Here is a 26,622-nt window from a genome sequence, read left to right on the forward strand (position 1 = left end):
GCGTGTGGGTCGGCGTCGGGGTCGCCGTCCTGGTCGGGCTCGGCTTGCGGGTCGGCGTGGCGGTCGGGCTCGGCGCCTCGGTGGTGGGCTGCGCGCTCGGGGTGGGCGCGGCCGTCGTGGGCGGGTCGACCGGGGAGGGGGCCAGGGTGGTGGTCGGCAGCGGCTGCGCCTGGCGGTGGTCCGGGTCGGACGAGGGCGTCACCGCGTAGGCGACGCCGATGGTGAGCGCCACCAGGAGGGCGCCGACCCCGGCGAGCAGCCCCTTGTGCCGGGCGAGCGGGCTCCGGTCGGCCTGTTCGGCGGCCCGTCTCGCGGCCCGGCCGCCGGGGGCGTCCGGCTCGGTGCCGGGCTCGGGCTCGTACGGGGCGTTGTCGAAGGGGAAGAAGCCGAGCTCCTCCCCGGGGGGCGGCTCGGGGGCGGGCACCGGGGGGAGCAGGGTGGTGGCGTAGCCGTCCGGGCCCGGGTGCTGGTTCGACTGGCCGGGCTGGCCGGGCTGGAGCGGCGGGGCGGTCGGCGGCAGGGGCGGCAGCACCGTGGTCGCGAACGGGTCGGCGGCCGGTGCGGCGGTCGGTCCCGTGGCCGGTCCGGTGGTCGGCCCGCCCGCCCGGTACTCGGCCGGGTACTCCTCGACGACCTGCCCGGGCGTCTGCGACACGTACGGGCGCACCAGCGGCGGGCCCTCAAGGTGCGGCAGGACGGCCGTCTCGGTGAGGCTCGGGTCCGGGAGGCAGCCGCACCCGGTGGCTCGTGCGGCGCCGCACGTCGGGCAGTGCTGGTCCGGCATCGGCCGGTCCTCCTCGGATCTCGGGTGGCTTCCACGGCGCCCCGGGCGGTTCCCGGCGCACGATCGCCGCTGATTATGCAGGACGCTCCGGAAGGGGGACAGGGACGTTCGGGTCCGATGGGGTGGTTGTGCCGGTTGGTGGTGGTTGGGCCCGGGTGAACGTCCGGGAAACGCGCGGCCCGGTCGTAACCGGACCGCGGGCCAGGGCGATCCCGCCGAGTGCGAGGGCTGCGGTCTTCGCCAGGGTGCGCACCGGCGGGTGGTGCTCCTCTCGTGGGTTCGTGGCCGCAGGATCGGCCACCCGCCCATGACGGTCCACGCGCCCGTCGAGCGGCAAGGAACGCCCTCCGCCCTGTCAAGTTCGCGCAAAACACCGGGAGTTGGGTTTGGGGCGGCCGGTGACGACGGTCACGGCGTGCCGAACCAGCGCGGGGTGTCGAGCCGGAACGGGTCCCCGGGGGCGAGCTGCCGCAGGCCGTCCTCCAGCCGGCGCAGCTGCTCCTCGCCGAGGGTCGCCGACCACTCGGCGCGCAGCTCGTCGAAGATCCGCGCCGAGCGGGCGAGGCAGTCCACGCCCCGGTCGGTGAGCCGGACCACCTTGCGCCGGGCGTCGGCCGGGTCGCTGCCGCGCGCGACGTAGCCGAGCTGTTCCAGGCCCTCGATGGTCTTGCCCGCGGCCTGCTTGGAGACGCCGAGCCGGCGGCCGAGTTCGACGGCGGTGGTGCCGTGCGGGCCGATCGCCTGGAAGACGAAGCCGTGCATCGGGCGCAGGTCGGGGTGGCCTTCGCGGGCGATGCGTTCGTGCAGCTCGTCGATGATCGTCCGGAAGGCGAGCAGGAGCCGCAGCGGCAGTTCGAAGCCGGGCGGGGTCGGGTCTGTTGACACGGATGGACAACCTCGTTGACTATATGGACAACTTCATTGACCATCTTAGGGGGTTCCTCCACCATGCCCGTCATCCGTCACGCCGACGCCCGCCGCACCGAGACGCCGAACGCCGTCATGACCACCTACGCCTCGCCCACCCAGGGCGCCACCTCCCTCGCCCTGTGGCGGGTCGAGATGGCGGCCGACCGGCAGGGCCCGCTGCACGCCATGGACGCCGAACAGATCTGGACCTTCCTGACCGGCTCCGCCACCGTCCTGCTGGGCGACGACACCCACACCGTCACCGCCGGCGACACCCTCGTCCTCCCCGCCGGCGTCGCCCGTCGGATCACCTCCGTCGAGGCCTTCACCGCCGTCGTCGCCGCCCCGTCCCCCTCCCGCGCCTACAACCCCGACGCCGTCACCCCGCCCGGCGCCTGCGCCGCCGCCCCGCGCGACGACGAGCGCGTCCTCCCCGCGTGGATCGCCTGACGGCCGCCGCGTGAGGTGTAGCAGACTGCTCGGGAACGTCCCTCCCGGCGGCCGCACCAGGCGGCCCCGGCGGAACAGGAGAGGTGCGGCATGTCCGTCGTCAAGATCAACGTCCTGACCGTCCCCGCCGAGCAGCGCGAGGTGCTGGAGCAGCGCTTCGCCTCCCGGGCCGGTGCGGTGGAGAACTCGGACGGCTTCGAGTGGTTCGAGCTGCTCCGCCCGGTCGAGGGCACCGACCAGTACCTGGTGTACACCCGGTGGCGCAGCGAGGAGGACTTCAAGGCCTGGATGGAGGGGCCGATGAAGGCCGCGCACCAGGGCGGCGGCGAGGGTGGCGAGGCGCCGAAGCGGCCGGCGGCGAGCGGGTCCACCCTGTGGTCCTTCGAGGTCGTCCAGTCGGCGGGCCCGAAGGCCTGACGCGGGGAGGACGGGCGGCGCGCTCCGGTTCGGGGGATCCGGGGCGCGCCGTGCTGTTCAGGCCGCGGCGGCGTAGAGGACTTCGCGCAGGCCGGGGACGGTTTCGCGGTCGGCGCGCCAGACCAGGCGGAGGTGGAGGGGCGGGGGGTCGAGGGGGAGGCGGACCAGGGCGCCGGAGGCGAGCTGGTCGTGGACGGCGAAGTCGGGGAGCAGGGCGATGCCCAGGCCCTGTTCGGCGCAGGCGCGGGTGACGGCCACGCCGCCGGTGCGGACGCGTTCCACGTCGTGGCCGAGGAGGCGTTCGCCGGCCAGCCGGAAGGAGCAGGCGGGGGCGTTGACCAGGAGGCGGTGGCCGCTGAGGGCTTCGCGGGTCAGTGCGGTCGCGCGGGCCAGCGGGTGGGCGGGGGCGGCGACCAGGGCGAGCGGGACGTCCCTGAGGTCGACGTGGTCGAGCGGGGCGGGCGGGAGGTAGAAGCCGAGTTCGCCGAGCGGGCCGGCGGTGTCCAGGATCAGCGCGGCCTCCAGGGCCCCGGCGGCGACGCCGCCGAGCAGGGCGTCCCGGGCGGTGTCGGTGTGCAGGGAGACGTCCAGGTCGGGCCGGCGCTCGGCGAGGCGGGCCAGCACGGCGGGGACGTGGGTGGCCGCGATGGTCTCCAGGGCGCCGAGGCGCAGCCGGGGCCGGTCGGCGACCACCTCGCGGCGGGCCTGGTCGGCCTGGTCGAGCAGCTTGCGGGACCAGGGCAGCAGCCGCTCGCCGGCCGGGGTGAGGGTCATCCCGCGCGGGGCCCGGTCGAACAGCTCGACGCCCAGGCTGCGTTCGAGGGTGCGGACCTGCTCGGACACGGAGGAGGGGGCGAGGCCGAGCGCCACCGCCGCGGCGGTGACGGTGCGGTGGGCGACGACGGCCTCGAAGACGCGCAACTGACGTAGTTCCACTGGTCCCTCCGACTTCCCGAACGCTTGCGGTCCTGCCCGAACGGTGGTGGTTCTGCCCGCACGGCTGGGGCCCCGGTGCTGCGGGACAGCGTACGGGTGCGTTCGGAAATTCCGAACGGTGTATCAGGATCCGGCGGTGGAGGGGCGGGGTGCCGCCCGCGCAGAGTGGGTGCCCGATCCCCCCTCGACCTCGACCCTCGATCCTCGACTCCCGACCCCGGAGACCCACCGATGACCTCTCCTGCCCTCCTCGCCGCCGCGACGCCGGCGGCGGCCCACCGTGCGCGCTCCCGCACCCGCGCGCTGCTGGGCATCTCGCTCGGCTACTTCATGGTGCTGCTCGACACCACCGTCCTCGCCGTCGCCGAGCCCGACCTGGCGTCCTCGCTGGGCAGTTCGACCGCCGGACTGCAGTGGGCCGTCACCGGCTACAGCGTCGCCTTCGGCGCGCTGCTGCTGTCCGCCGGCGCCGTCGCCGACCGCCACGGCGCCCACCGGGCCTTCCGCCTCGGCATCGCCGCGTTCGGCGCGGGCTCGCTGCTCAGCGCCTTCGCACCGGACATCTGGACGCTGGTCGCGCTGCGCGCCGTCCTCGGCGCCGCGGCGGCGGCCTGCGTCCCGGCGAGCATGGCGCTGATCACCCGGCTGTACCCGGTCGCCGCCGAGCGGGCCCGGGCGGTGGCCGTCTGGGCGGCCGTCAGCGGCTGTGCGATGGCGTTCGGGCCGATGGTCGGCGGGGTGCTGGTCGACCTCGCCGGGTGGCGCGCGGTGTTCCTGGTGAACGTTCCGCTGGCGGCCCTGGTGCTCGGCCTGGTGGCCGGCCGGACCGTGCACGGCCCGCGCGGCGAGCGGCGGATCGACTGGTGGGGCCAGCTGGCGGCCTGCGCCACCCTCGCCCTGGGCACGGACGCGCTGATCGCGCTGGGCGACTCCGCCTGGCCGCACGCGGGTTGGTCGGGCCTCGGCGGGGCCGTCGCGGTCGCGGCCTTCGTCCGGCGCGAGCGGCGCAGCCCGGCCCCCGTCCTGCCGGCGGCGGTGCTGCGGGCGCGCGGGATGGGCGCGCTGCTGCTGGCGGGCGCCGCGGTGAACTTCGCGCTGCTGGGCGTGCTGTTCGTGCTGCCGCTGCTGCTCCGGCGGGAGCTCCACCTGTCGCCCGCCACGGCCGGGCTGGCGTTCCTGCCGATGACCCTGCCGCCCGGCTTCAACCCGCTGCTCACCGGGCGGATCGTCGCCAAGGTCGGGCCGTGGAAGCCGGTGCTGGGCGGGCTCGCCCTGCTGGCCGCCGGCTGCGGGGTGTTCGCCGCGGCCGTGCTGCTCGGCACGCCGTACCCGCTGCTCGCCGTGGGCCTGCTGGCGGCCGGGTTCGGCGTCTCCTTCGCGCTGCCCGCGCTGGTCACCGCCGTCGTCACCACCGCCCCCGAGGGCGGCGCGGGTGCGGCGGGCGGCCTGCTCAACGCCGTACGGCAGGTCGGCGCGACGCTCGGGGTGGCCGTGATGGGCGCCTTCGCCGCCGGCCCGTCGCTGGCCTGGGCGATGCTGCTCCCGGCGGCGGCCTGCGCGGCGGCGGCCCTCGCGGTGCGGCGGGCCCGGCGGCCGCTAGATTCGTGATCATGAGAACACCGATGGGGGGCGGCCGGTGGCCGCAGGCAGTGCTCGACCGACTGGGGGCGGAAGGACCGGGGGCGGACCGCTTCCGCCGGGGTACGGCCGGGGCGCTGGTCGCGGTCGCCGCGCTGCTGTTCGGCTGGATCCTGGTGCTCGGGTCGACGACCCGCGGGCAGGCCGAGGTCCGGAACTGGTCCGTCGTGTGGATCGGGCTGGACGTCCTCCAGGTCACCGGCCTGATCGCCACCGGCCTGCTGCTGGCCCGCCGGTCACGCCTCGCGGCGCTGGCCGCCGCCGCCTCCGCGACGCTGCTGTTCCTCGACGCCTGGTTCGACGTGATGACCGCCGAGGGCGGCGGCGCCTGGTACCTCGCGCTGGCGATGGCCCTGCTCGTCGAACTGCCCGCCTCGCTGGCCCTGGCCGCGCTGTCCCGGTCCGCAATGGACTGGTGACCGGCGGCGCGTGGTCTGAGCGCGCGCCGGGCCGAGTGCGCGTGCGCCGCCTGAACGAGTGACAGCGGTGGGAGTTTGACGCCTCGTTACGGCCTTACGGTGAACATGGCGATGCCGGGTGCCCCGTGAGCGGCCGGGTGGGGGCTCAGCCGCCCGGTGGGTGGAAGTCGACCGGGGCGTCGAAGGCGGCGCGGTGGGTGGCGCGGCGCAGGGCGCGCAGGACGGGGGTGCCGAGGGTGAGGCAGAGCACCACGGTGAGGGCGGCCCGGGGCAGGTCCCAACCCAGCGACGTGGTCAGGCAGTAGGCGGCGAAGCGGACCAGGTTGGCGGGCAGCGGATCGCCCGGCACGAAGGAGATCGAGCCGGCCAGCCCGCCGATGTACGGCCAGCCCTGGAGGTTCATGATCGTGCCGTAGAGGACGGCCGCGAGGGCGCCGTAGCCCGCCAGCAGGGCGAGTTCGCGGCGGCCGCGCAGCGTGGCGGCGCCGGGCAGCAGGCCCGCGCCGAGGCAGACCCAGCCCATGGCGAGCATCTGGAACGGCAGCCACGGCCCCACCCCGCCGGTCAGCAGGGCGGAGGCGAACATCGACAGCGACCCCAGGACGAAGCCGAAGCCCGGCCCGAGCACCCGCCCGGAGAGCACCATCAGGAAGAACATCGGCTCCAGGCCCGCCGTCCCCGCGCCGAGCGGGCGCAGGGCCGCGCCCGCGGCCGCCAACACCCCCAGCAGCGCCACCGACTTGGCGTCCAGGCCCGGCGCGCCGCCGCCCGCCGTACGGCCCTCGGAGATCTGGGCGACGACGACCGCGAGGAGCAGCGGGAGCAGCAGCGCGAACAGCCAGGGGGCGTCGGCGGAGTGGCCGACCAGGGCCGAGTCGGTGGCGGCGAGCAGCGGCCAGCCGAACGCGGCGACGCCGACCAGGGAGACCAGGGCCAGCGAGGCGACGGACCGGCGGCCGAGCGGGACGGGACGGTTGGGCGGGACGGGACGGTTGAGGGTGGGTCGGTCGCTCATGCGCGCAGCGCCTCCGCGACCTGCCCGACCGTGAGCCACGGCCCCGGCGCCAGCACCTTCGCCACCTGTGGGGCGAACGCGGGCGAGGAGACCACGACCTCGGCGGTCGGCCCGTCCGCGACGATCTCGCCCTCGGCCAGGATCACCGTGCGGTGGGCGAGTTCGGCCGCTAGCTCGACGTCGTGCGTCGCCAGCAGGACGGCGTGGCCCTCGGCGGCGAGGTCGCGCAGGATGCCGACCAGCCGGGCCTTCGCGGCGTAGTCCAGGCCGCGGGTCGGCTCGTCGAGGAGCAGCAGCGGCGGCCGGGCGGTGAGCACCACCGCGAGCGCCAGGGTGAGCCGCTGGCCCTCGGAGAGGTCGCGTGGGTGGGCGGTGTCGGCGATGCCCGGCAGCAGGCGCTCGACCAGGGCGCGGCAGGTGCCGGGCGCGGCGCCCGCGTCCGCGTCGGCGGCCGCGCACTCGGCGGCGACGCTCTCGCCGTACAGCAGGTCGCGCGGATCCTGCGGGACGAGGCCCACCTCGCGGATCAGCTCGGCCGGGCGGGTGCGGTGCGGGGTGCGGCCGCCCACCCGGACGCTGCCGGAGGCCGGGGCGTGCAGCCCGACCAGGCTGCCCAGCAGGGTGGACTTGCCGGCGCCGTTGCGGCCCATCAGGGCGGTGATCTCGTACGGGCGCAGCGTCAGGTCCACCCCGCGCAGGGCGGGCACCGGGCCGCGCCGGACGGCGAGGCGGTCGGCGGTGGCGGTCGGCGTCGCGGTCTGTGCCGTGGCCGGGGTCCCGGCCGGCGCGCGGCCGTCCAGCCGCTCCCGCAGCGGCGCGGCCTTGCGCCGGGCGTCCCGGACGGACAGCGGCAGCGGGCGCCAGCCGGCGAGCCGGCCCAGGCCCACCACCGGCGGGTGCACCGGCGAGTGCGCCATCACCTCGGCCGGCTCGCCCAGCACCGGTTCCTCGCCCGGCGCCAGCAGCAGCACCTGGTCGGCGTACTGCACCACCCGCTCCAGCCGGTGCTCGGCCATCAGCACGGTGGTGCCGAGGTCGTGCACCAGCCGCTGCAGCACCGCCAGCACCTCCTCGGCCGCGCCCGGGTCGAGCGCCGACGTCGGCTCGTCCAGGACCAGGACGCGCGGGTGCACGGTCAGCACCGAGCCGATCGCGACGCGCTGCTGCTGGCCGCCGGAGAGCGAGGTGAGGGCGCGGTCGCGCAGGTCGGCGAGGCCGAGCAGGTCGAGCGTCTCCTCGACCCGGCGGCGCATCACGTCGCCGGGCAGGCCCAGGGACTCCATGCCGTAGGCGAGTTCGTCCTCCACCGTGTCGGTGACGAAGTGCGCCGCCGGATCCTGCCCCACCGTGCCGACCACGTCCGCGAGCTCGCGCGGCCGGTGCTCGCGGGTGTCCCGCCCGGCCACCGTGACCCGGCCGCGCAGCACACCGCCCGTGAAGTGCGGCACCAGGCCGCTGACCGTCCCCAGCAGGGTGGACTTGCCCGACCCGGACGGCCCCACCAGCAGGCAGAGTTCGCCCTCCGGAACGGTCAGGTCGAGGCCGCTGAGCGCGGGCGCCGGGGCGTCCGCGTACTGGACGGAGACCTGCTCGAAGGTGATCACGATGCCCTCCGGGGCGGGGTCGGGGCGGCGAACGCCGGCACCAGGCCGAGGAGTACGACCAGGACGGCGCCCAGCGGCAGCACGGGGACGGTCGGCGGGACGACGGTCGGGGCGAAGGCCGCCGGATCGCGGCCGGCCAGCACGACGGTGAGCGCCGCCACGGCGGCGCCGGAGGCGGCCGTCAGCCACTCTGGTACGGCCCAAGGGTCGGGCCGGTAGCGTGATCTGACGGAGCGTCGGTTGCCGAGCAGCAGCCCGGCGAAGGCGGCGGCCAGGCCGAGCAGCAGGACCGGCGGGGCCCAGCCCGCCCCACCCGCGCTCAACAGCCCGTACGCGGCCAGGCAGACGCCGAGCAGCCCGGCCAGCGTCAGCCCCGCGGTGGCCGCCGCGATCCGGCGCGGGACGTCGGCGGTACGGCCGAAACCACGGGTGTCCATGGCCGCGGCCAGCGCGACGGAACGCTCCAACGCGCCCTCCAGGACGGGCAGTCCGACACTCAGCACCGCCGCGACACCCCGGTCCGAACGGCCGCGCAGCCGGCGGGCGGCGCGCAGCCGGCGGACGTCCGCGACGAGGTTCGGCGCGAACGTCATCGCCACCACCACGGCCACACCCGCCTCGTACAGCGCCCCGGGCAGGGCACGCAGCAGCCGGGCCGGGCTCGCGAGGGAGTTCGCGGCGCCGACGCACACCAGCAGCACCGCCAGGCGCAGCCCGTCGTACAGCGCGGACAGCAGGCCCTCCACGGTCACCCGGCCGCCGATCCGCACCCCCTGCGCCCAGGCCGGGAGCGGCACCTCGGGCAGCGTGAACAGGACGTGGGTGCCCGGGATCGGCGAACCGAGGAGGACCGCGAAGACCAGGCGGATGCCCAGGACCACCAGGCCCAGGCGCAGGAACGCCCCGTACGACCGCGACCAGGGCGCGTCGCCGCGCCTCGCCGCGACCACGTAGCCGGCGGTCGCGGCGAGCAGGAGGAGGATCGCCGGGTTGGTGGTCCGGGTCGCCGCCGCGCCCATCCCGAGCGCCCACAACCACCAGGCGCCGGGATGCAGTTGGCGGGGGCCGGCGGGCGGGCGGGTGGCGGGGGGCGTGCGGCTCACGGGCGCGTCCTGGGGGAGGGGTGCGGGGTGTCGGGGGCGGGCGGGCCGCTGGTGGCAGGCGGGCGGGCCGCTGGTGTGCCGTGCCTTGGTGCCCACGGTCGACCGGCGCCGAGGCGTGGTCGGGCGGTTGGCGCGGGGTGCTGCCGCGCTCGTCCCGAGCGTCCGCAGTCGCCCGGCGCCGGGGTGTGGGTGGCGGGCCCGGTGGGCGGTGGGGAGGGGAGGGGCGTACGGCTCACGGGTGCGTCCTGGGGCGGGGGTTCACGGGTTGCGGCGGCGGCGCGTCTGCCAGACGGCGCCGGCGGCGAGGGCGGCGATCAGCGCGCCGCCGGTGACCAGGCCGACATCGGGCCCGGCGCCGCTGCCGGCGGCCTTGCCGACGGCGTTGCTGCGGTGCTCAGCGGGCTCGGGGCTTCCGTTCGGCTGGGCGGCCGCTCCGGCCTCCACCTGTTCGCCGCACCCTGCCCGCGGGTAGCCGGCGATGGCGCACAGCAGGCCGTTGGAGTCGTAGCGCAGCGGCGGGGCGACGACGGCCAGCACCTCGGCGGAGGTCGCGCGCGGGGCGACGCTCGCGCACGCCGTCCGCTGCCCGGGCGGTGCGGCGGCGGACGACCCGGCGTCCTCGGCGGTGCCGAAGTCCAGCACGACGGCGACCCGCTTGCGGCCCTCCTGCGGGGGCGTCGCGGCGCAGATCACGTCGAAGCGGGCCTCGGCCCGGGGCTTCGTGGCCTGCCGCCCGCCGTCCGGACTCACGGCGAACCGCCAGCCGTCCACGGTGCCGTCCGGCGGTACGGCGATCGCGGGCCCGGCCTGCTGGTACGCCCAGCCGCCGTCCGTCCCGCTGCCGCGCCAGAACGACCAGTACCGGTACCCGGCCGCCTCGGCGGGCGCGGCGGCGACGAGCAGGAGCAGCGGGACGAGCACCGCCACGAGCCCGCGCGCCCACCGGCGCACGCGGACACCCGGAGCGCCCCCCGGGCATCCTCGCCCCGGCGCCCGAAGCGACCACCCGGCGCGCCCAGGCGAGGCGGGCGCGCTCGGGGCGGGCCGGGTGTCGCTGGGTGCGGGTCGTGCCGGGTCGGTTGTGAGGTCGCCCGGGGTGGTGGTGGGGTCGCCCGTGTGGTTGGTCGGCCGGGTGTGGCCGGGGAAGTCGCCGCACGTGGGCGCGCTCGGGGCGGGCCGGGTGTCGCTGGGTGCGGGTCGTGCCGGGTCGGTTGTGGAGTCGCCCGGGGTGGTGGTGTGGTTGGCCGGCCGGGCGACGCTGGGGAAGTCGCCGCGCGCCCGTGCGCCCGGGGCGGGCCGACCGCCGCTCAGCGCGGGGCCCGGGCCCTGCCGGGGGCCCGGGCGGACGTCGCGCCGGGCCGCCCCGGCGGTCCCGCCTGCACGGGCGGGACCGCCGGGGCCGGCCTTGCCCCGGCCGGCGGTTCCGGGGAGCGGGATCAAAGCCGCTGGCCGCGCTTGCGCTGGAGGCTGAGCAGCAGGCCGCCGCCGACGCCGATGAGGAGGCCGACGATGATCAGCCAGTACTGGCCGATGCCGTCGTTCTTCTTCGGCTCCGCCGTCGCGGCCGCCGCCGGGGACTCGGTGGCGGTGCCGGCCTGCGGGGCCGGGCCGAGGGCGGTGAGCTGGGCGGTGAGGGCGCCGGTGTCGCGCTGGGCGGCCTGGTCGACGAGCAGGAGGGTGGCGGTGGCGGCGGCGTCGGTGCCGTTCTTGGTCCAGGTGCCGCCTTCCTCGGCGAGCCAGTCGACGGCGCCGGCGGCCTGCTGGGGGTGGCCGCTCTGGATGAGGGAGAGGGCGGCCCAGGCGGTGGCGTTGTTGTCGGGGGCGGGGGCCGCGCCGGGGGTGGTGAGGGTGAGGTGGTTGCCGCCGGCGGTGAGCTGGGCGGTGAGGTAGGCGGCCGCGGCCTCGCCGGATTCGGCGTGGGCGACGGGGGCGCCGGCCGCCCCGGTGCAGGCGAGCGGCTTGGGGGCGGCTTCGGTGCGGGCGCCGGTGGCGACGGGCAGGTGGCCGCCGGCGGCGGCGAGTGCGGCCTGGCCGGTGGCGAGGGCGTTCGGGGCGAGGGGGCCGCCGGCCGGGTCGGGCTGGTAGACGAAGGCGCCGCGCTGGTCGGCGGGGGCGGCGCAGCCGAGCTGGAACGCCCCGAGTCCGTCGAAGGCGTTCTTGCCGTTCTTGGCGACACCCGCCGGGTCGGCCTTGGCGGCGAACAGGGCGTTGACGGCGAGCCCGGTGGAGTTGGCGTCGCCGGGGCTGCCGGGGTTGTAGGACCAGCTGCCGTCCGCGTTCTGGTTGTCCTTGAGCCACTGGACGCCCTTGTCGACGGCCGGCTGGTGCCCGCCGAGGGCGACCAGGGCCTGGACGGCGACGGCGGTGGCGTTGCTGTCCTCGGTCTTGGCCTGGCAGGGGGCGCCGGCGGCCCGGTAGGAGGGCCAGCCGCCGTCCTCGCACTGCTGCCCGGTGAGCCAGGCGACGGCGGTGTCCGCCGGGGTGACCTTGGCGTTCGCGAGCGCCGTCAGGGCCAGCGACTGCCGCCACACCCCGTCGTACTGCGGGTCGCCCTTGCCGTACAGGCCCTCGGGCACCGGGGCGGTGGAGGCGGCCGGGGCCGGGCTGTCGGCGAGGGCCGGTGCGGCGGCGGCGCCGGCCAGCAGGGCGGCGGACAGGGCGGCGGCGCCCAGGCGGGCGGCGGTCAGCATGGTGGATGTGTGCCTTTCGGTGAGCGGTGGTGGCCCCGGTGCGGGGCCGTTCCGTAGTCCTCGACGGGTGCCGGGCGCGCGGGGCGCCGGGCGGGCCGCTCGCCCCTCCCCGGGAGGTCCGGCTCGCCCGGCCGCCACCCGATCGGGTGGCGGCCGGGCTCACGGTTGCGGGGTCAGCGCCGGATTGGCACCGGCTTCCCCCGGGGGAGGAGCGGGATGAAGTTGTGCGGGACGTGCTGCCCGTCGACTCTAGCCGCCGGGCCCGGCCGGCGCCGCCGGCCCGGACAGGAACAGGTTCCAGAAACCGCCCCGGGGAGCCGCCGCCGTCACGGCAGGTCCAGCAGCCGTGCCGCGGTGTGCAGGTCGGCCCGGACCTCGGCGATCGAGGCGCGGCCGGAGAGCCAGGCGACGAGCGCCGAGTGCCAGGTGTGCTCGATGACCCGGACGGCGGCCCGCTGGCTCTCGCTGGGCGGTTCGGACTGGCCGATGGCGTCCAGGATGAGCTGTCCGGTGGCGGCGCCGACGCGGTCGACGACGGCCGCGACCGAGCGGTCGGCGAAGCACATCGAGCGGACCATCGCCTCGGCCAGCAGCGGTTCGCGCTGCAGCGCGTGGAAGGCCCGGGTGAGCGCGTCGGCGACCCGCAGGGCCGGTTCCGGGTCGGTGGGCGGGTGTCGCCGGATGTGCTCCTGGAGGCCCTGCAGCTGCTCCAGCATGACCGCGACCAGCAGGTGGACCTTGGACGGGAAGTAGCGGTACAGCGTGCCGAGGGCGACCTGGGCGCCCTCCGCGACCTCCCGCATCTGCACCGCCTCGTACCCGCCGCGCGCGGCCAGCGCGGTGGCGGAGCGCAGGATGCGCCGGCGGCGCTCGGCCTGGCTGGCGGTCAGCGGCGGCTCGCCCGGCGACGGCGGGACGGGGCTCGCGGACGAGGTCGGCGACGGCAAGGGTGCTCCCGGGGGCGCGTGGGTGACGGCGTGCTCCACAAAGGTCGACTCGGGGCCGACCGAGGTCGACCCGCGGCCGAGGCGGTCGGCGTGGCGGGAATCACCAGCCCTGGCTCCTGAGCGGAAGCTACGGGCCGGTATCTTCGAGGTCTCTCATTGTTCACATGGTCGATGACGAGTTCCACAGCCACTGAAACCTGATCTACTTTAGCGACCGGTGCACCGACCGGCAGCACAGACAGCAGCTAGAGATGAGGGCCCAGGATGACCGCGCAGCCGCTGCGGATTGCCCTGTTGTCGTACCGCGGGGACCCCTTCTGCGGCGGTCAGGGCGTGTACGTACGGCACCTCTCCCGCGAGCTGGCCCGGCTCGGCCACCACGTGGACGTGATCGGCGCCCAGCCGTACCCCGTGCTGGACGAGGTGGACGGCCCCGGCTCGGTGCGCCTGGTCGAACTGCCCAGCCTGGACCTCTACCGCGCCGACGACCCCTTCCGCACCCCCGCCCGCGCGGAGTTCCGCGGCGCGGTGGACGCCCTGGAGTTCGCCACCATGCGCACCGGCGGCTTCCCCGAGCCGCTGACCTTCTCGCTGCGCGCCCGCCAGTACCTGGCCGCCCACAAGGGCCGCTACGACGTGGTGCACGACAACCAGACCCTCGGCTACGGCCTGCTGGGCCTGGCCCGGCACGGCTTCCCGCTGGTCACCACGATCCATCACCCGATCACCGTGGACCGGCGGTTGGAGCTGGACGCGGCCACCACCCGGGTCAAGCGCCTCTCGCTGCGCCGCTGGTACGCCTTCACCCGGATGCAGCGCCGGGTCGCCGCCCGGCTGGACCACGTGCTGACCGTCTCCGGCACCTCGAAGCGGGAGATCGCCGAGCACCTGGGCGCCGCGCCGGGCGCGATCTCGGTGGTACCGATCGGCGCCGACACCCGGCTCTGGTCCCCGTCCGACGCGGTGGCCCGGGTGCCGGGGCGGATCGTCACCACCTCCAGCGCGGACGTCCCGCTCAAGGGCCTGGTGTACCTGGTCGAGGCGCTGGCCAAGGTGCGCACCGAGCGGGATGCGCACCTGGTCGTCGTCGGCAAGCCGCAGAAGGACGACGGGCCGGTGGCCGACGCGGTGCGGCGCTTCGGGCTGGCGGAGCACATCGAGTTCCGCACCGGCCTGAGCGACGCCGAGCTGGTCGACCTGTACCGCTCGGCCGAGGTGGCCTGCGTCCCCTCCCTGTACGAGGGCTTCTCGCTGCCCGCCGCCGAGGCGATGGCCACCGGCACCCCGCTGGTCGCCACCACCGGCGGCGCGATCCCCGAGGTGGCCGGCCCGGACGGCGAGACCTGCCTGGCCGTGCCGCCGGGTGAGGCGGACGTGCTGGCGGCGGCCCTCGGCCGGCTGCTGGACGACCCGGAGCTGCGCGCCCGGCTCGGCGCGGCCGGCCGGGAGCGGGTGCTGGCCCGGTTCACCTGGGAGCGGGCCGCCGAACTGACCGCCGAGGCGTACCGCGCCGCGATCGCCACCGGCGTCGGCGCCCGGGCCCGCTCGGGGCCCGGCTGGCGGTACGTGGCCTGAGCGACCGCTCGTACCGCCCTCGTACCGTCCTCGTACGGTCCTCCGACCGCCCTCGTACCGTCCTCCGACCGCCCGGCCCCGGTGCCGGGCCGAGAGCTCGAGTCCCGCAACGTGCGCACGACCTGACGAACCGTCAGGAGCGCCTGGTAGCAGTAGGAATGGGAGCCCCGCAGTGCTGACCGTCGATTTCTCGCGCTTCCCGCTCGCCCCCGGCGACCGGGTGCTCGACCTGGGCTGCGGCGGGGGCCGGCACGCGTTCGAGTGCTACCGCCGCGGCGCCAACGTGGTCGCCCTCGACCAGAACGCCGAGGAGATCGCCGAGGTCAAGAAGTGGTTCGCCGCGATGGAGCAGGCCGGCGAGGCCCCCGAGGGCGCCTCGGCGGTCGCCATGGAGGGCAACGCGCTGGCGCTGCCGTTCGAGGACGGCTACTTCGACAAGATCATCATCTCCGAGGTGATGGAGCACATACCCGATGACCGGGGCGTGCTCGCCGAGATGTTCCGGGTGCTCAAGCCGGGCGGGCTGCTCGCCGTCACCGTGCCGCGCTGGCTGCCGGAGAAGATCTGCTGGGCGCTGTCCGACGAGTACCACGAGGTCGAGGGCGGCCACATCCGGATCTACCGGGGCGACGAACTGCTCGGCAAGCTCAAGGACGCCGGCCTGGAGCCGTACGGCACCCACCACGCGCACGCGCTGCACTCGCCGTACTGGTGGATCAAGTGCGCGGTGGGCGTCGACAACGACAAGGCGCTGCCGGTCAAGGCCTACCACCAGCTGCTGGTCTGGGACATCGTCGGCACCCCGGTGATCAGCAGCCTCACCAAGGCTGCCGAGAAGGCGCTCAACCCGCTCATCGGCAAGAGCTTCGTCGCGTACGCCTCCAAGCCGCAGCAGCCGAAGGCGACGGCATGACCGCCGCCGTCCCCGAGGTGCTGCTGCTCGACGGGGTGCTGGACGCCGAGCAGGCCGCCGACACCGTCCGCAGCATCCTGGCCGAGCAGCGGCCGGACGGCGCCATCCCGTGGTTCGCCGGCCACCACCTCGACCCGTGGGACCACACCGAGGCCGCGATGGCCCTCGACACGGCCGGCGAGCACGCCGCCGCCGAGGCCGCCTACCGCTGGCTCGTCGGCGCGCAGAACCCGGACGGCTCCTGGTACGCCGCGTACACCGACGGCGAGGTCACCGACCGGGCCAAGGAGAGCAACTTCTGCGCGTACATCGCGGTCGGGATCTGGCACCACCACCTCAGCACCGGCGACGACGCCTTCCTGGAGTGGGTCTGGCCGGCCGTCCGGCGGGCGCTGGACTTCATCGTCGGCCTGCGGCTGCCCGGCGGCCCGATCGCCTGGCGGGTCGACGAGGACGGCGCCGCCACCCAGGAGGCGCTGCTCACCGGTTCGTCCAGCATCCTGCACGCGCTGCGCTGCGGTCTGGCCATCGCCGAGTACCTGGAAGAGCCGCAGCCCGACTGGGAGTTGGCGGCCGGGCGGCTGCGGCACGCGATCGCCCACCACCCCGAGCGGTTCCTCGACAAGGACCGCTACTCGATGGACTGGTACTACCCGGTGCTCGGCACCGGCCTGCGCGGCGACGCGGCGCTGGCCCGGATCGAGCGCGACTGGGAGCGCTTCGTCGTCCCCGGCCTCGGCGTGCGCTGCGTCAGCGACCGCCCCTGGGTGACCGGCGGCGAGAGCGCCGAACTCGCCCTCGCGCTGTGGGCGATCGGGCAGTCCGACCGCGCCGTGGACATCCTGCGCTGGATCCAGCGGCACCTGCGGCACGAGGACGGCTCGTACTGGACCGGGTACGTCTTCGAGGACGACGCGATCTGGCCGGAGGAGCGCACCACCTGGACGGCCGGGGCGCTGCTGCTCGCGGTGGCCGCGCTCGGCGGGGACCCGGCGACCGTCGCGGTCTTCGGCGGGGAGCAGCTGCCCGCCGGGCTGGTGGTCCAGGACTGCTGCTGAGCGCGGAGCCCGCAGACACGACGACGAAGGGGCGGGACCGGATCTCTCCGGTCCCGCCCCTTCGTCGTTCCTGCTCGGGCCCAGCCGGCGTCAGCCGCGCTGGATGCCCGTGGTGTCGGCCAGCACGCCCTGGGTGCCGTCCTGCAGCTGGGCGACCAGCGCGGCGCCGCGCTGCTCGACCGCCAGGTACCAGGTGCCGGGCACGAGCTCGCCGACCGGGGCACCGGCCGGGTTGTCCTTCGGCGCCAGCGGGCGCGGGGCCGGGACGGCGAACCAGAACGGCTGGAAGTCCGCCGCCGGAGCGGTCGGCTGCGGCTGCTGCACGGCCGGCGCCGGGGTCGGCTGCGGGGCGGCGGCGTCCTGCGGCTGGCCGGGCTGCGCCGGCTGGCCGGCACCGGGGTAGCCGTAGCCGCCGGCGGCGGGCTGGCCGCCGAACGCCGGGTCGTGGCCCTGCGCCGGGTAGCCGTACTGGCCGGGGGCGCCCGGCGCACCCGGGTGGCCGGGCTGGCCCGGCACCGGGTAGCCGCCCGGGAACGGCGCGGCCGGACGGTCGGTGGTCAGCGGCGCCTTCAGCGCGGGCACCAGCGGCGAGGCCGCGGCCGCACCGGCCAGCACGATCAGCGAGATGAAGCCGAGCCAGGCGCCGAAGCCGTGGCCGAAGGCGTTGCTGTTCGGGCCGCCGCCCAGCGACCAGACCGAGGTCCAGAGCGCGGCGACGGCGAACCCGACGCCCCACTGGTCCAGCCGGAGGCCGAGCACCTGACGGGTGGCGGCGGCCGGGCCCTGGAAGCGCTGCACCAGGATCAGCACCGCGGCGAGGATGCCGAGGAGGTAGATCGAGGGGAGGACGGGGAACAGCTCGGTGCTCCACGCGTTCAGCGAAGAGGGGCAGTACGGGCTACCGCCGCAGTCGACGGTGCGGTACGGCAGGAAGGAGGCGATGAAGAGCAGGACGGCCCCGCCTGCGACGGCGGCGTCTCCCCTGGTGAGAGCGCGCAGATTCACTTACGTTCCCCTCGTTGACGTGTCGTGGACGGCGATTCGTGCGGTCGGGCTGACCGGCCGAAACCCCCGAACGGACCAGAAGCCTAGGCCCAACCGTCCTGCCGGTGCACGGCGGGACCGGGAACGGGGCGAATTCGTTGCAAACCGCGCGAGCCGGGAGCGTCCGCGCCCCGTCCCCGCACGGGCCTCGACTTGCCCTACCGGGTGGTCAGAAAAGCCGTCAGAGCGTCGGCGATCCCCTCGGCCGCCTGCTGGCGCCACTGAGGGTCCGTCATCCGCTTCGCGTCCGTCGAATTGCGCATGTTACCGCACTCGATGAACACCTTGGGGACCGCGGAGAGGTTGAGTCCGCCCAGGTCCGAGCGGATGTCCAGGCCGTCGTTCGCGGTGTAGTCGGCGTAGGGCTCGCCCGTCGCGGCGCGGAAGTGCTCGCGCAGCAGCAGGCCGAGCCGGTGCGAGGGTTCGACGATCGCGGAGTTGTCCGCCTTACCCGCGACGACCTTCGCCGGCAGGATCACGTGGAAGCCGCTGCCGCTCGCCGGACCGCCGTCGCCGTGCACCGAGACCGCGACGTCGGCGTGCGCGTCGGCGCCGGCCCGGGCGCGCTCGTCGATGCACGGGCCCCACGGGCGGTCGCCGTCCTGCACCAGCACCACCTTGGCGCCGCGGGCGGCCAGCAGGTCGCGGGCGCGGCGGGTCACGTCCAGGGTGTACTCGGCCTCCGTGTAGCCGGAGTTGGTCTCGGTGCCGGTGGTGTCGCACTCCTTGCGGGCGTTGCCGATGTCGACCTGGCGGTTGATCTCGGTGGGGTGGGAGAAGTTGCCGGGGTTGTGGCCGGGGTCGAGCACGACGGTGCGGCCGGCGAGGGGCGCGGTGGTGGTGGGGGTGGGCGCCTGGGTCTGGGGCTGGGTCTGGGTCGGCGTCGTGGTGGGGGTGGCGGCCGGGCTGCTCGGGGTGCTGCCGGCCGGCGGGGGAGCGGCGGGCGGGGAGAGCGGCGCGGTCTCGACGGCGGTCGCCCCGGCCGTGGCGCCGGCCGGGGCACCCGCCGGGCCGGAGTCGTCCAGGGCCTGCCAGCCCAGCCAGCCCGCCGTGCAGAGCGGAACGACCGCGGCCACCACGGTGGTGAGCCGCAGCAGGGCGGAGCGGCGGGGCTGGCGGGAGGTCGGGCCGGTCACGGGCGGATCAGATCCTGTCCTGGGTCGGCACGGTGAAGCCGTAGGTGGTCGCGATCGGCTTCCACTTGTTGTTCAGGAAGTCCGTCTTCGCCTTGCTGGCCTGCGAGCTGAGCGAGTCGGCGCGGGTCCGGTCCGCGGTGGTCGGCGCCTTGTCCGAGCAGCCCTGCTGGGCGATGGCATGCGCCCACGCCGCGTACGACTTGTCGGCGTCGGCCGACAACTGCCAGGCGGACTTCAGCGAGTTCACCGCGTCGGCGCCGCCCGGCAGGTCCGTGACGGTCAGGTGGGAGAGGTCCGTCAGCAGCGACTGGCGCTGGGCGGCGCCGGTGTCGAAGTCCTTCGCCGCGTTCTCGATGTCCGCCTTCGACGGGCAGCTGATCACCTTGGCGAGGGCGCTGCCGATCGGGGCCTTCGCGTCCTCGCCCTTGCTGAGCAGGTCGTTCAGCGCCTGCGCCTGGGTCTGGGCCTGCGGACCGGCGGTGGTCGCGGTCGGGGTCGGCGTCGCGGTCGGCGCGGCGGGGGTGGTGGCGGCGCCGGTCGGCGCGGCGTCCGACCCGGTCGGGGCGGGCGCGGGCTGCGGGTTGCCGCTCGCGGGGGCCGCCGTGGGCGCGGGGGCGGCCTGGCCGTTCCGGTCGGAGTCGTCGCCGTTGGACGCCAGCAGCAGGCCGCCGCCGATCGCCAGCACCAGCAGCACGGCGAAGCCGATCAGCAGCGGGGTGCGGCGGTTGGCGGGGCGGTCCTCGTCGTCGGGCTCCGGGTAGCCGGTCGGGTAGTCGGACCGGTGGTCGGGCCGGTGGTCGGCGGGCTGGTCGGGCTGGGCGGCGTAGCCGGGCGGCGGGCCGGCCGGGGGCGGCGGCGGGTAGCCCTGCCCGGCCCGGGGCGTTTGCGGGTCCACGTGGGCCGGGAAGGGCGGTGCGGCGGGCGCGGCCGGCGGGAAGTCCGCGGTCGGCGGGTCGTAGCCGGGCGCGGTGGCCAGGTACGGGCGGGCGCCCAGCGGCGGGCCCTGGTCGCCGACCGCGCCCGCGGCGGGCGGTGGCGCGACCGGGCCGGGCGCGGCCTGCGGAGCGGGCCGGGGCGTGGCGGGAGGAGTGGCGGCAGGAGCAGCGGGAGGAGCGGCGTCGGGGGCGGGCTCGGCGCCGCCCGGCTGCTGCGGGCCGCGCACCCAGCCGCCCGCACCGCCGCGCGCGGTCGGGTCCCAGACCGCCGGAGCGGTGTTGTGCTGGTCCGTCATGTGCCGCTAGCCCCCACCGTCCGCCGATGCTCTGCCTGGTGCCGCGCGGACACCGTACCGTTCGAGCCCCCGCCCGACAGCCCCGGCACGACGTTAGAGCATCGGCGCGGGGCCGTGGGGCCGATCGGGTGAGAGCGGTGCCGTGAACAGGCCGGGAACAGGCCGGGAACAGACCGGGGTCAGGGCCGAGTCAGACGGCGGCCCGGCGCAGGACCCGCAGCGAACCGGTGACCGAGACCTCCTCGAAGCCCTCGGCGAGCGCCCGCAGGTACACCCGGTACGGGGCCTGGCCGCCGTCCGCCGGGTCCGGGAACACGTCGTGCACCACCAGCAGGCCCTCCGGCGCCAGGTGCGGCGCCCAGCCCTCGTAGTCGCCGGTGGCGTGCTCGTCGGTGTGCCCGCCGTCGATGAACACCAGGCCCAGCGGCCGCCCCCACAGCGCGGCGATCCGCGGCGAGCGGCCGACCAGCGCCACCACGTGCTCCTCCAGCCCGGCCGCGTGCAGCGTGCGCCGGAAGCGCGGCAGGGTGTCCATCAGCCCCACCTCCGGGTCCACCAGCGTCGGGTCGTGGTACTCCCAGCCGGGCTGCTGCTCCTCCGAACCGCGGTGGTGGTCCACCGTCAGCGCGACCGTGCCGGCCTCCCGGGCCGCCGCCGCGAGCAGGACCGCCGACCGGCCGCAGTAGGTGCCGATCTCCAGCACCGGAGCCCCGGTGCGGCGCGCCGCCGTCACCGCCGCCGCGTACAGCGCCAGGCCCTCGTCCACCGGCATGAACCCGGTGGCCGCCTCGAACGCCGCCAGCACCTCGGGCGCCGGGCGGGCGCTCTCCAGCAGGTCGGACATGCGGTGCTCCTCGGGGTCGTACGGTCGGACGGACGTGCTCGGACCCTACTCGACGGTAGCGCCGGCCGTCCGCGCGGGCCGGGCGGCCGGAAGGCCTGCGCCGGGTACGGGAGCAGTGGCTGTGGGCGCGGGCCGCGCGCTCGTGTGGAGCATGAACGGTGCCGCGGCTGACCTGCTCCGGGCCCCGGCCGGCGGTCCGCTCGCACCCCCCGGGCGGCCTCGCCCCCGGCGCGCGGGACCGGCCCGCGGGACCGGCCCGCGGCGGCGGCCGTCCGCCGGGGCCGGGCGGCCGGAAGGCCTGCGCCGGGTACGGGAGCAGTGGCTGTGGGCGCGGGCCGCGCGCTCGTGTGGACCATGACCGATGCCGCGGCCGACCTGCTCCGGGCCCCGGCCGGCGGTCCGCTCGCACCCCCGGGAGGCCTCGCCCCCGGCTCGCGCGCTCGTGTCGACCATGACCGATGCCGCGGCTGACCTGCTCCGGGCTCCGGCCGGCGGTCCGCTCGCACCCCCGGGCGGCCTCGCCCCCGGCCCGCGGGACCGGCTCGGGGCGGGGGCCGTCCGCGCGGGCCGGGTGCTCGCCCGGGGCGACTCGGTGGGCGGCGCCGACGATGCGCCGCCGTGGATCGCCGCGTCCGGCCGCTGGACGCCCCCCCGGCGCGGTGCGCCGCAGCCCCTTCGCAGGCGAGACGAACGCGACCGTCGGGTTCCACCGGATCCGCCCGGGGGAGTCCCTTCTCGCACTTCACCCCCGCCGGGCACGGGCGGCGGCTCGGGCTCAGCCGTTCAGCAGTTCCGCGGCGATCCGGGCGCGGTGCGGCGCGAGCTCGGCGGCGATCGCCGCGGCCTCGGCGGCGTCGGTGTTCACAGCGGCCTCCCGGGCCGGGGCGGCCTCGACCAGCGCGAGCCGCAGGTGGGTCGGCGGGTGGGTGGCGTCGACGGCGGCGCGCGCCCAGGCGCTGCAGCGGCGCAGCCGCTCGTGCTCGGTCGCGGGGACGGAGGCGAGGTGCTCGCGCAGCCGCTCCCAGAGCACGTCCGGGGCCGGCGCCGCGGCGGACGCCCTCGCCGCCCGGGTCCGGACGGGCCGGCGACCGCCCTCCGCGCGGAACCGGCCGACGGCGATGCCCGCCGAGTCGCCGAGGAGGAGCGTCGCGAGCATGCCGCGGGCCGCCTCCGTTCCGCCGGTCCGGGCGGCGAGGGCGTCCGCGCGGTACTCGGCCTGCTGGCCGGCCCGGGAGGTGAGCCGGTCGAGGAGCAGCAGCACCCGGTACAGCAGCCAGGCGACGCCGGTCATCAGCGCGCGGGCGATCACCTCGCCGATCAGGATGAACAGCGGGGAGCCGGGGCGGCGGAAGCGGCTCGGGCGGGCCAGCTCGTACCACGTGGCGAGGGTGTTGAGCGCGCTGCCGAGCAGCAGCGAGCGGCGGTGGTCGCCGTTCACGCGGTGGCCGAACTCGTGGCCGAGCAGGGCGATCCGCTGCTGCTCGTCCAGGACCTCCCAGAGCGGCAGGCCGAGGGTGAGGACGGACCGCCGGCGCAGCCCCACCAGGCCGAAGGAGGCGTTGAACGCCGCGCTGCTCCGGATGACGTCGACCGGCGCGGCGCCGACCTCGGCGGCGACCCGGTCGGCGAGGCCGTACAGGGCCGGGGCCTGGGCGCGCGCGAGCACGCCGCGGTCGCGCGGCAGCCGGCCGAGGCGCGGCCGCAGCAGCACGACCGCTCCGAGCGCCGCGGCTCCGATGCAGCGCAGCGGGGTGTTCCCGGTGACGAGCAGCCAGAGGCCCCAGCAGAACAGGGCGGTGGTGCTGAGGTGGACGAGGGCGGCGATCGAGGAGGCCAGTAGCCAGTCGCGCCGCCCGGTCGCGCCGGACCGCCCCTCGGCGAGTTCCGCGAACAGCCGGTCGGTGCGCTCGATTGCGGCCCGTTCGCGGCGGCTCGCGGTGACGGTCTCCCAGCTCGGGGCGAGGTTCCAGTCGCAGGCCGGGCACCAGGCGGTGAAGCGCGGGTCGGCGGTCAGCGGCTCGCCGCAGGAGGGGCAGGGGCCGTCGTGGACGGGCGCGGCGGCTTCGGCGCCGGGTTCGGTGGCGGCTTCGGTAGCGGGTATCTCGGTGGGCACGACCAGGGATGATGCCAGCGGGCGCGGACGGTGTCATCGCTTTCGCGGGCCGTCCGTCCGGGAGCGCACCCGTTCCCGGGCCGGGCTGGAACGCGTTCTAGTCGGGGTCCGCCCGCCGTGCCAGAATCGCCCCCGACCGTCGATCCGAGGCCCCACGAACCACCCCGGGAGCAGCCCCATGCGCGCAGCCGTCCTGCACAAGACCGGCCAGGACACCCTCGACGTCCGCGACGACGTCACGGCGGTCGGCTTCGGCCCGGGCGCCGTCCGGGTCCGGATGCGCGCCGCCAGTCTGTGCCACTCCGACCTGTCCGCGATGAGCGGCGTGCTGCCGCAGCCCGCGCCGTTCGTCCCCGGGCACGAGGGCGCGGGCGAGGTCGTCGAGGTCGGCGAGGGCGTCGCCGGCCTCGCGCCGGGGGACCGGGTGGTGCTCTGCTGGATGGCCCCCTGCGGCCGCTGCGCGCACTGCGAGCGGGGCCGGGGCCACCTGTGCGTCGCCAGCCTGCGGCGGCTCGGCGCGCCCGGCTTCCGGCTGGCGGCGGACGGCACGGAGGCCTCCGGGTTCTACGGGACCGGGGCCTTCGCCGAGGAGGTGGTGGTCGCCGCGGACGCCGTCATCAAGGTGCCCGCCGACCTGCCGTACGAGGCCGCCGCGCTGATCGGCTGCGGGGTGACCACCGGCATCGGCGCGGCCGTCAACACGGCCCGGGTGGAGCCCGGCTCCTCGGTCGCGGTGATCGGCGCGGGCGGCGTCGGGGTCGCGGCCGTGCAGGGCGCGCGGGTGTGCGGGGCCGCACGGATCACCGTCGTCGACCCGGTCGTCTCGCGGCGGGAGCGGGCGCTGGCCTTCGGGGCGACCGAGGCGATCGCGCCCGAGGAGCTGAAGGCCGTCGCCAAGGGCCTGCCGGGTGGCGGCTTCGACTACGTCTTCGAGGCGGTGGGCCGCTCGGCCACCGTCCGGGCCGGCTACGACGCGGCCCGGCGCGGCGGGGCGGTGGTGGTCATCGGCGCGGGCGCGCAGGACGACCTCGCGCAGTTCACCATGGGCGAGCTGTTCTTCAACGAGAAGCGCCTGCTGCCCTCGCTGTACGGCGGGGCGCCGGTGGCGCGCACCATCGGGCTGGTCGTCGACCTGTGGCGGGCCGGGCGGATCGACCTGGCCGGCATGGTCACCCACCGGGTGGCGCTGGCGGACGTCAACGAGGCGCTCGCGCAGATGCGCAGCGGCGAGGCGCTGCGGACGGTCGTGACGCTGGGCGACTGAGGCCGGGCGACTGAGGCTGGACCGCTGATGCCGGACCGCTGATGCCGGACCGCTGACGTGCGGAGCGCCCGAGGGCCCGCCGAGCTGTCGCTCGACGGGCCCTCGGGCGTGTGGCGCTGCGGCCGGGAGGTCAGGCCTGGTGCGCGGCGGCGCGGTGACGGCCGTGCGGGTCGGACTCCGGGGTCTCGTCGGCGGCGGAACGGCCGCGGTGGCGGCCGTGCGACGCGGTGTCCTCCGCCGTCTTCTCGTCGGCGTCGGTCCCGGTGGTCGCGGGTCCGGTGGTGTCGGTGAGGGTGTCGGACATCAGAATCGTCTTCCGTTTTTCGGTGCGAAGGGTGCAGGTCATCGGCGCCCGGCCGGCGCTGTGGGGCGCGCGGCCCGGTCCCCGATCGGGCGCTCGGTACGCGCCCACAGCCGGTGATCGCGGCCCTGACCCGGCCACCATAACCGCCGGGTCGGACGAGATCCTATCGAGATCGGGGCGCGAGCCCCGCTGTGCCTCGGGGCGCGGCGCCGACCGGTGCCGAACCGAGCCAGTGGCCGACCAACTCCCGGTAGAGCGGGGACAGCACCTGCAGATCGCCGTGCCGGGCGAGCACTCCGCGGCCGCCGTCCACCAGCAGCACCCGGTCCGCCCGCAGCGCCGAACTGATCCGGTGCGCGATCACCACGAGCGTTCCCGGGCGGGCGGCGAAGGCCCGTTCGACCCGCTCCTCGGCGGCGGCGTCCAGGTGGCAGGTCGCCTCGTCCAGTACGACCACCGGGGCCGGGGACAGGTACGTCCGCACCAGCGCCAGCAACTGGCGCTCCCCGGCGGACAGTTCACCCGGATCGCGGAGCGTGCCGGCGAGCCCGCCGAGGCGCGCCACCAGCGGCTGTGCGCCCAGCTGCGCGACGGCGGCGTGCAGTCGGGCGTCCGGGATGCCGGGGGACGGCCAGCACAGGTTCTCCCGGACCGAGCCGGGGAACACGTACGCCTCCTGCGGGAGCAGCGCCACCTGGTGCGGGCCGGCCGGCGGCGCCCCGTCGACGGTCACGGTGCCGGCGGTCGGCGCCAGCACGCCGGCCAGCAGCGCCGCCAGCGTCGACTTGCCCGCGCCGCTCGGCCCCACCACCGCCACGTGCTCCCCGGGGCGCACCGCCGCGTCCAGCCCCTCCAACACGGGTGCGGCGGCGGGGCCGTGGGCGTAGCGGAGGGCCTGGAGGCGGATCTCGCCTCGCGTCCCGCCGTGGCTGGGGCTGCGGCCGGGGGTTCGGGCCGGCGGGCCGTCCGGCCGGGTGGGCGGCGGCGCCGTCGTGACGGCCAGCCGGTCCAGGACCACCGCGAGGTTCAGCAGCCAGCCGCCGACCGTTCCGGCCAAGGTCCTTACCGCCGGGTCGAGTTGCTGCAGCAGGTAGGTGCTGACGCCCAGCAGCTCGCCCGGCGTCAGCGCGCCGTGCGCGAGCAGCCACGGCGCGGCCGCCAGCACGGCCAGCACCGGCAGCCGGCCGCCGAGCGCCACCACCAGTGCGCGCAGCGCCGACGCCCGGCCCAGTGCCCGGGACGCGGCGGCGCTGGCGTCGGCGGCCGCGGCCAGCGACGCGGCCACCTGCTCCCCGGCGCCCGTCGCCTGCACGTCGCGCAGCCCCTCCAGCGCGCGCCCCGCCTCCGCCGCCAGCCGCTCCTCGGCCAGGACCACCGCCCGCCGCCGCGCCACCATCGGCCGCAGCAGCCGGGCGAACAGCACCCCGGCCGCCAGCAGCGGCAGCAGGACCAGCGGCAGTACGACCGGCGCCAGCAGCCCCAACCCCACCAGAGCCGCCGCCAGGGTGACCCCGACCCCGCGCAGGGTGCGCAGCAGGGTCGCGGTCAACTGCCGTGCGGACTCCACCTGTTCGGTGAGGCGGGCGACCTCCGCCGGGTCCGCGGACGGCCGGGCCAGCGCACTGCGCACCACCCGCTCCACCAACGCGTCCCGCAGCGGCTCCACCACGCCGGCCAGGTACGGGAAACCGGCCCGCGAGGCGTACGCCCGGACGGCCGTCACCGCCCCGAAGCCGCCCAGCCACGCCACCCCGACCCCCGGCCGACCCGCGAGGAACCCCTCATCGACCGCGGCCGACACGAACAACCCGGACAACAACGGTGGCAACGCCTCCACCCCGGACCACACCGCCAGCCACCCCAACGCCCCCCGGGTGACCACCAACTGCCGCCCCAACAACCGCCACCCGGGCCCCACCCGGCGTATCCGCGAACTCACCGTTCCTCCACTCCTCACCCTGAACCCCCTGCTGCTCGCCCCGCGAGAGGTCGACCCATTCGGCTTTCCACTCCTCCGCGCGGCACGGGCGCGCACAGGGCGATCCCGGGGGAGGTGCACAGGAAGTCGATGGGGTCGACTTCCTGCGCGCGCTGATCGGTACGCGGCGCAGGGAGACCATGTGCTGCGCCGGGAAGTCGCCCTGCTCGCCGGCCCCGCGCGAGAAGTCGGCCGGGCCGACTTTCCCTGCGGGTTGAGTGCCGCTGGCCCGTGGCCTTGGCCAGGGTGC

Annotated in this window: 23 protein-coding genes and 1 pseudogene; 8 read left to right on the plus strand and 16 right to left on the minus strand. The window is 76.6% G+C overall.

Annotated features, from left to right (window positions below):
* Window positions 1-784, minus strand: a pseudogene (locus VM95_RS31910) (hypothetical protein); the annotation flags it as partial.
* Between the two features lie 408 nt (window positions 785-1,192).
* A complete protein-coding gene (locus VM95_RS31915; protein WP_045703464.1) occupies window positions 1,193-1,669 on the minus strand; it encodes a MarR family winged helix-turn-helix transcriptional regulator in 477 nt (158 codons plus the stop codon).
* Window positions 1,670-1,732: 63 nt separating this feature from the next.
* On the opposite strand from VM95_RS31915, the gene VM95_RS31920 reads away from it, so the two are divergent.
* Window positions 1,733-2,143 carry a cupin domain-containing protein gene (locus VM95_RS31920; RefSeq protein WP_045703465.1) on the plus strand — a complete coding sequence of 137 codons (411 nt, stop codon included), beginning with the start codon at window positions 1,733-1,735 and terminating at the stop codon, window positions 2,141-2,143.
* 90 nt (window positions 2,144-2,233) lie between these two features.
* Window positions 2,234-2,560 carry an antibiotic biosynthesis monooxygenase family protein gene (locus tag VM95_RS31925; RefSeq protein WP_030282314.1) on the plus strand — a complete coding sequence of 109 codons (327 nt, stop codon included), beginning with the start codon at window positions 2,234-2,236 and terminating at the stop codon, window positions 2,558-2,560.
* A gap of 57 nt (window positions 2,561-2,617) precedes the next feature.
* Here the strand turns inward: VM95_RS31925 and VM95_RS31930 are convergent, their stop codons facing one another.
* A complete protein-coding gene (locus tag VM95_RS31930) occupies window positions 2,618-3,496 on the minus strand; it encodes a LysR family transcriptional regulator (protein ID WP_045703467.1) in 879 nt (292 codons plus the stop codon).
* A 231-nt stretch (window positions 3,497-3,727) separates the two neighbouring features.
* Between VM95_RS31930 and VM95_RS31935 the strand changes: the two genes are divergently transcribed.
* On the plus strand, window positions 3,728-5,104 hold the full coding sequence (locus tag VM95_RS31935; protein ID WP_045703469.1) for an MFS transporter: 1,377 nt from the start codon (window positions 3,728-3,730) through the stop codon (window positions 5,102-5,104).
* A gap of 2 nt (window positions 5,105-5,106) precedes the next feature.
* Window positions 5,107-5,553 carry a hypothetical protein gene (locus VM95_RS31940; RefSeq protein WP_157882257.1) on the plus strand — a complete coding sequence of 149 codons (447 nt, stop codon included), beginning with the start codon at window positions 5,107-5,109 and terminating at the stop codon, window positions 5,551-5,553.
* 145 nt (window positions 5,554-5,698) lie between these two features.
* On the opposite strand, the gene VM95_RS31945 is transcribed toward VM95_RS31940, so the two are convergent.
* The 6 genes from VM95_RS31945 to VM95_RS31970 form a co-directional block, all read right to left on the minus strand.
* On the minus strand, window positions 5,699-6,568 hold the full coding sequence (locus tag VM95_RS31945) for an ECF transporter S component (protein WP_045703471.1): 870 nt from the start codon (window positions 6,566-6,568) through the stop codon (window positions 5,699-5,701).
* Complete coding sequence (locus tag VM95_RS31950; RefSeq protein WP_045703473.1) at window positions 6,565-8,172, minus strand: ABC transporter ATP-binding protein; 1,608 nt, start codon at window positions 8,170-8,172, stop codon at window positions 6,565-6,567. Before VM95_RS31950 ends, VM95_RS31945 begins: the two co-directional genes overlap by 4 nt.
* Window positions 8,169-9,275: an energy-coupling factor transporter transmembrane component T family protein gene (locus VM95_RS31955; RefSeq protein ID WP_078860848.1), complete on the minus strand. Its 1,107-nt coding sequence runs from the start codon at window positions 9,273-9,275 to the stop codon at window positions 8,169-8,171. Before VM95_RS31955 ends, VM95_RS31950 begins: the two co-directional genes overlap by 4 nt.
* A gap of 258 nt (window positions 9,276-9,533) precedes the next feature.
* The gene (locus VM95_RS31960; protein WP_045703475.1) at window positions 9,534-10,226 is read right to left on the minus strand and encodes an SCO2322 family protein; all 693 of its coding nucleotides are present in this window, start codon (window positions 10,224-10,226) and stop codon (window positions 9,534-9,536) included.
* Between the two features lie 485 nt (window positions 10,227-10,711).
* The gene (locus VM95_RS31965; protein WP_045703477.1) at window positions 10,712-11,965 is read right to left on the minus strand and encodes an SCO2321 family membrane protein; all 1,254 of its coding nucleotides are present in this window, start codon (window positions 11,963-11,965) and stop codon (window positions 10,712-10,714) included.
* Window positions 11,966-12,291: 326 nt separating this feature from the next.
* Window positions 12,292-12,912 carry a TetR family transcriptional regulator gene (locus VM95_RS31970; protein ID WP_045703479.1) on the minus strand — a complete coding sequence of 207 codons (621 nt, stop codon included), beginning with the start codon at window positions 12,910-12,912 and terminating at the stop codon, window positions 12,292-12,294.
* A gap of 264 nt (window positions 12,913-13,176) precedes the next feature.
* Here VM95_RS31970 and VM95_RS31975 point away from each other — a divergent pair, with 264 nt between their 5' ends.
* The 3 genes from VM95_RS31975 to VM95_RS31985 all read left to right on the plus strand — a co-directional run bounded on the left by VM95_RS31975 (window position 13,177) and on the right by VM95_RS31985 (window position 16,458).
* The gene (locus tag VM95_RS31975; protein ID WP_045703481.1) at window positions 13,177-14,487 is read left to right on the plus strand and encodes a glycosyltransferase family 4 protein; all 1,311 of its coding nucleotides are present in this window, start codon (window positions 13,177-13,179) and stop codon (window positions 14,485-14,487) included.
* A gap of 172 nt (window positions 14,488-14,659) precedes the next feature.
* Window positions 14,660-15,400 (plus strand): class I SAM-dependent methyltransferase, encoded by a 741-nt coding sequence (locus VM95_RS31980; RefSeq protein ID WP_045703483.1) that lies wholly within the window; start codon window positions 14,660-14,662, stop codon window positions 15,398-15,400.
* A complete protein-coding gene (locus tag VM95_RS31985) occupies window positions 15,397-16,458 on the plus strand; it encodes a prenyltransferase/squalene oxidase repeat-containing protein (protein ID WP_045703485.1) in 1,062 nt (353 codons plus the stop codon). Before VM95_RS31980 ends, VM95_RS31985 begins: the two co-directional genes overlap by 4 nt.
* A 90-nt stretch (window positions 16,459-16,548) precedes the next feature.
* On the opposite strand, the gene VM95_RS31990 is transcribed toward VM95_RS31985, so the two are convergent.
* The 5 genes from VM95_RS31990 to VM95_RS32010 all read right to left on the minus strand — a co-directional run bounded on the left by VM95_RS31990 (window position 16,549) and on the right by VM95_RS32010 (window position 22,826).
* Entirely contained in the window at window positions 16,549-17,463 is a 915-nt protein-coding gene (locus VM95_RS31990) for a hypothetical protein (protein WP_045703487.1), read from the minus strand.
* Window positions 17,464-17,660: 197 nt separating this feature from the next.
* The gene (locus VM95_RS31995; RefSeq protein ID WP_045703489.1) at window positions 17,661-18,638 is read right to left on the minus strand and encodes an N-acetylmuramoyl-L-alanine amidase; all 978 of its coding nucleotides are present in this window, start codon (window positions 18,636-18,638) and stop codon (window positions 17,661-17,663) included.
* A 7-nt stretch (window positions 18,639-18,645) separates the two neighbouring features.
* Complete coding sequence (locus VM95_RS32000) at window positions 18,646-19,869, minus strand: hypothetical protein (RefSeq protein ID WP_045703491.1); 1,224 nt, start codon at window positions 19,867-19,869, stop codon at window positions 18,646-18,648.
* A gap of 190 nt (window positions 19,870-20,059) precedes the next feature.
* Window positions 20,060-20,713 carry a class I SAM-dependent methyltransferase gene (locus VM95_RS32005; protein ID WP_045703493.1) on the minus strand — a complete coding sequence of 218 codons (654 nt, stop codon included), beginning with the start codon at window positions 20,711-20,713 and terminating at the stop codon, window positions 20,060-20,062.
* 775 nt (window positions 20,714-21,488) lie between these two features.
* On the minus strand, window positions 21,489-22,826 hold the full coding sequence (locus VM95_RS32010) for a M48 family metallopeptidase (protein ID WP_078860852.1): 1,338 nt from the start codon (window positions 22,824-22,826) through the stop codon (window positions 21,489-21,491).
* A gap of 178 nt (window positions 22,827-23,004) precedes the next feature.
* Between VM95_RS32010 and VM95_RS32015 the strand changes: the two genes are divergently transcribed.
* On the plus strand, window positions 23,005-24,090 hold the full coding sequence (locus VM95_RS32015; RefSeq protein WP_045703495.1) for an alcohol dehydrogenase catalytic domain-containing protein: 1,086 nt from the start codon (window positions 23,005-23,007) through the stop codon (window positions 24,088-24,090).
* Between the two features lie 130 nt (window positions 24,091-24,220).
* On the opposite strand, the gene VM95_RS43430 is transcribed toward VM95_RS32015, so the two are convergent.
* Together VM95_RS43430 and VM95_RS32020 are read right to left on the minus strand one after the other, a co-directional pair.
* The gene (locus VM95_RS43430) at window positions 24,221-24,394 is read right to left on the minus strand and encodes a hypothetical protein (protein WP_167352975.1); all 174 of its coding nucleotides are present in this window, start codon (window positions 24,392-24,394) and stop codon (window positions 24,221-24,223) included.
* A 163-nt stretch (window positions 24,395-24,557) separates the two neighbouring features.
* Window positions 24,558-26,144, minus strand: a complete 1,587-nt coding sequence (locus tag VM95_RS32020) for an ATP-binding cassette domain-containing protein (RefSeq protein ID WP_052707699.1) — start codon at window positions 26,142-26,144, stop codon at window positions 24,558-24,560.
* Window positions 26,145-26,622 lie beyond the last annotated feature (478 nt).

The sequence above is a fragment of the Streptomyces rubellomurinus genome, from assembly GCF_000961885.1.
Lineage (GTDB): Bacteria > Actinomycetota > Actinomycetes > Streptomycetales > Streptomycetaceae > Kitasatospora > Kitasatospora rubellomurina.

Bases quoted from the DNA above. Each gene is read 5' to 3' on its own strand.
- VM95_RS31985 (WP_045703485.1), top strand. From the start codon at position 15,397: ATGACCGCCGCCGTCCCCGAGGTGCTGCTGCTCGACGGGGTGCTGGAC.
- VM95_RS31965 (WP_045703477.1), bottom strand. From the start codon at position 11,965: ATGCTGACCGCCGCCCGCCTGGGCGCCGCCGCCCTGTCCGCCGCCCTG.
- VM95_RS32005 (WP_045703493.1), bottom strand. From the start codon at position 20,713: ATGTCCGACCTGCTGGAGAGCGCCCGCCCGGCGCCCGAGGTGCTGGCG.
- VM95_RS31925 (WP_030282314.1), top strand. From the start codon at position 2,234: ATGTCCGTCGTCAAGATCAACGTCCTGACCGTCCCCGCCGAGCAGCGC.
- VM95_RS31940 (WP_157882257.1), top strand. From the start codon at position 5,107: ATGAGAACACCGATGGGGGGCGGCCGGTGGCCGCAGGCAGTGCTCGAC.
- VM95_RS32000 (WP_045703491.1), bottom strand. From the start codon at position 19,869: ATGACGGACCAGCACAACACCGCTCCGGCGGTCTGGGACCCGACCGCG.
- VM95_RS31975 (WP_045703481.1), top strand. From the start codon at position 13,177: ATGACCGCGCAGCCGCTGCGGATTGCCCTGTTGTCGTACCGCGGGGAC.
- VM95_RS31945 (WP_045703471.1), bottom strand. From the start codon at position 6,568: ATGAGCGACCGACCCACCCTCAACCGTCCCGTCCCGCCCAACCGTCCC.
- VM95_RS32015 (WP_045703495.1), top strand. From the start codon at position 23,005: ATGCGCGCAGCCGTCCTGCACAAGACCGGCCAGGACACCCTCGACGTC.
- VM95_RS31920 (WP_045703465.1), top strand. From the start codon at position 1,733: ATGCCCGTCATCCGTCACGCCGACGCCCGCCGCACCGAGACGCCGAAC.
- VM95_RS43430 (WP_167352975.1), bottom strand. From the start codon at position 24,394: ATGTCCGACACCCTCACCGACACCACCGGACCCGCGACCACCGGGACC.
- VM95_RS31935 (WP_045703469.1), top strand. From the start codon at position 3,728: ATGACCTCTCCTGCCCTCCTCGCCGCCGCGACGCCGGCGGCGGCCCAC.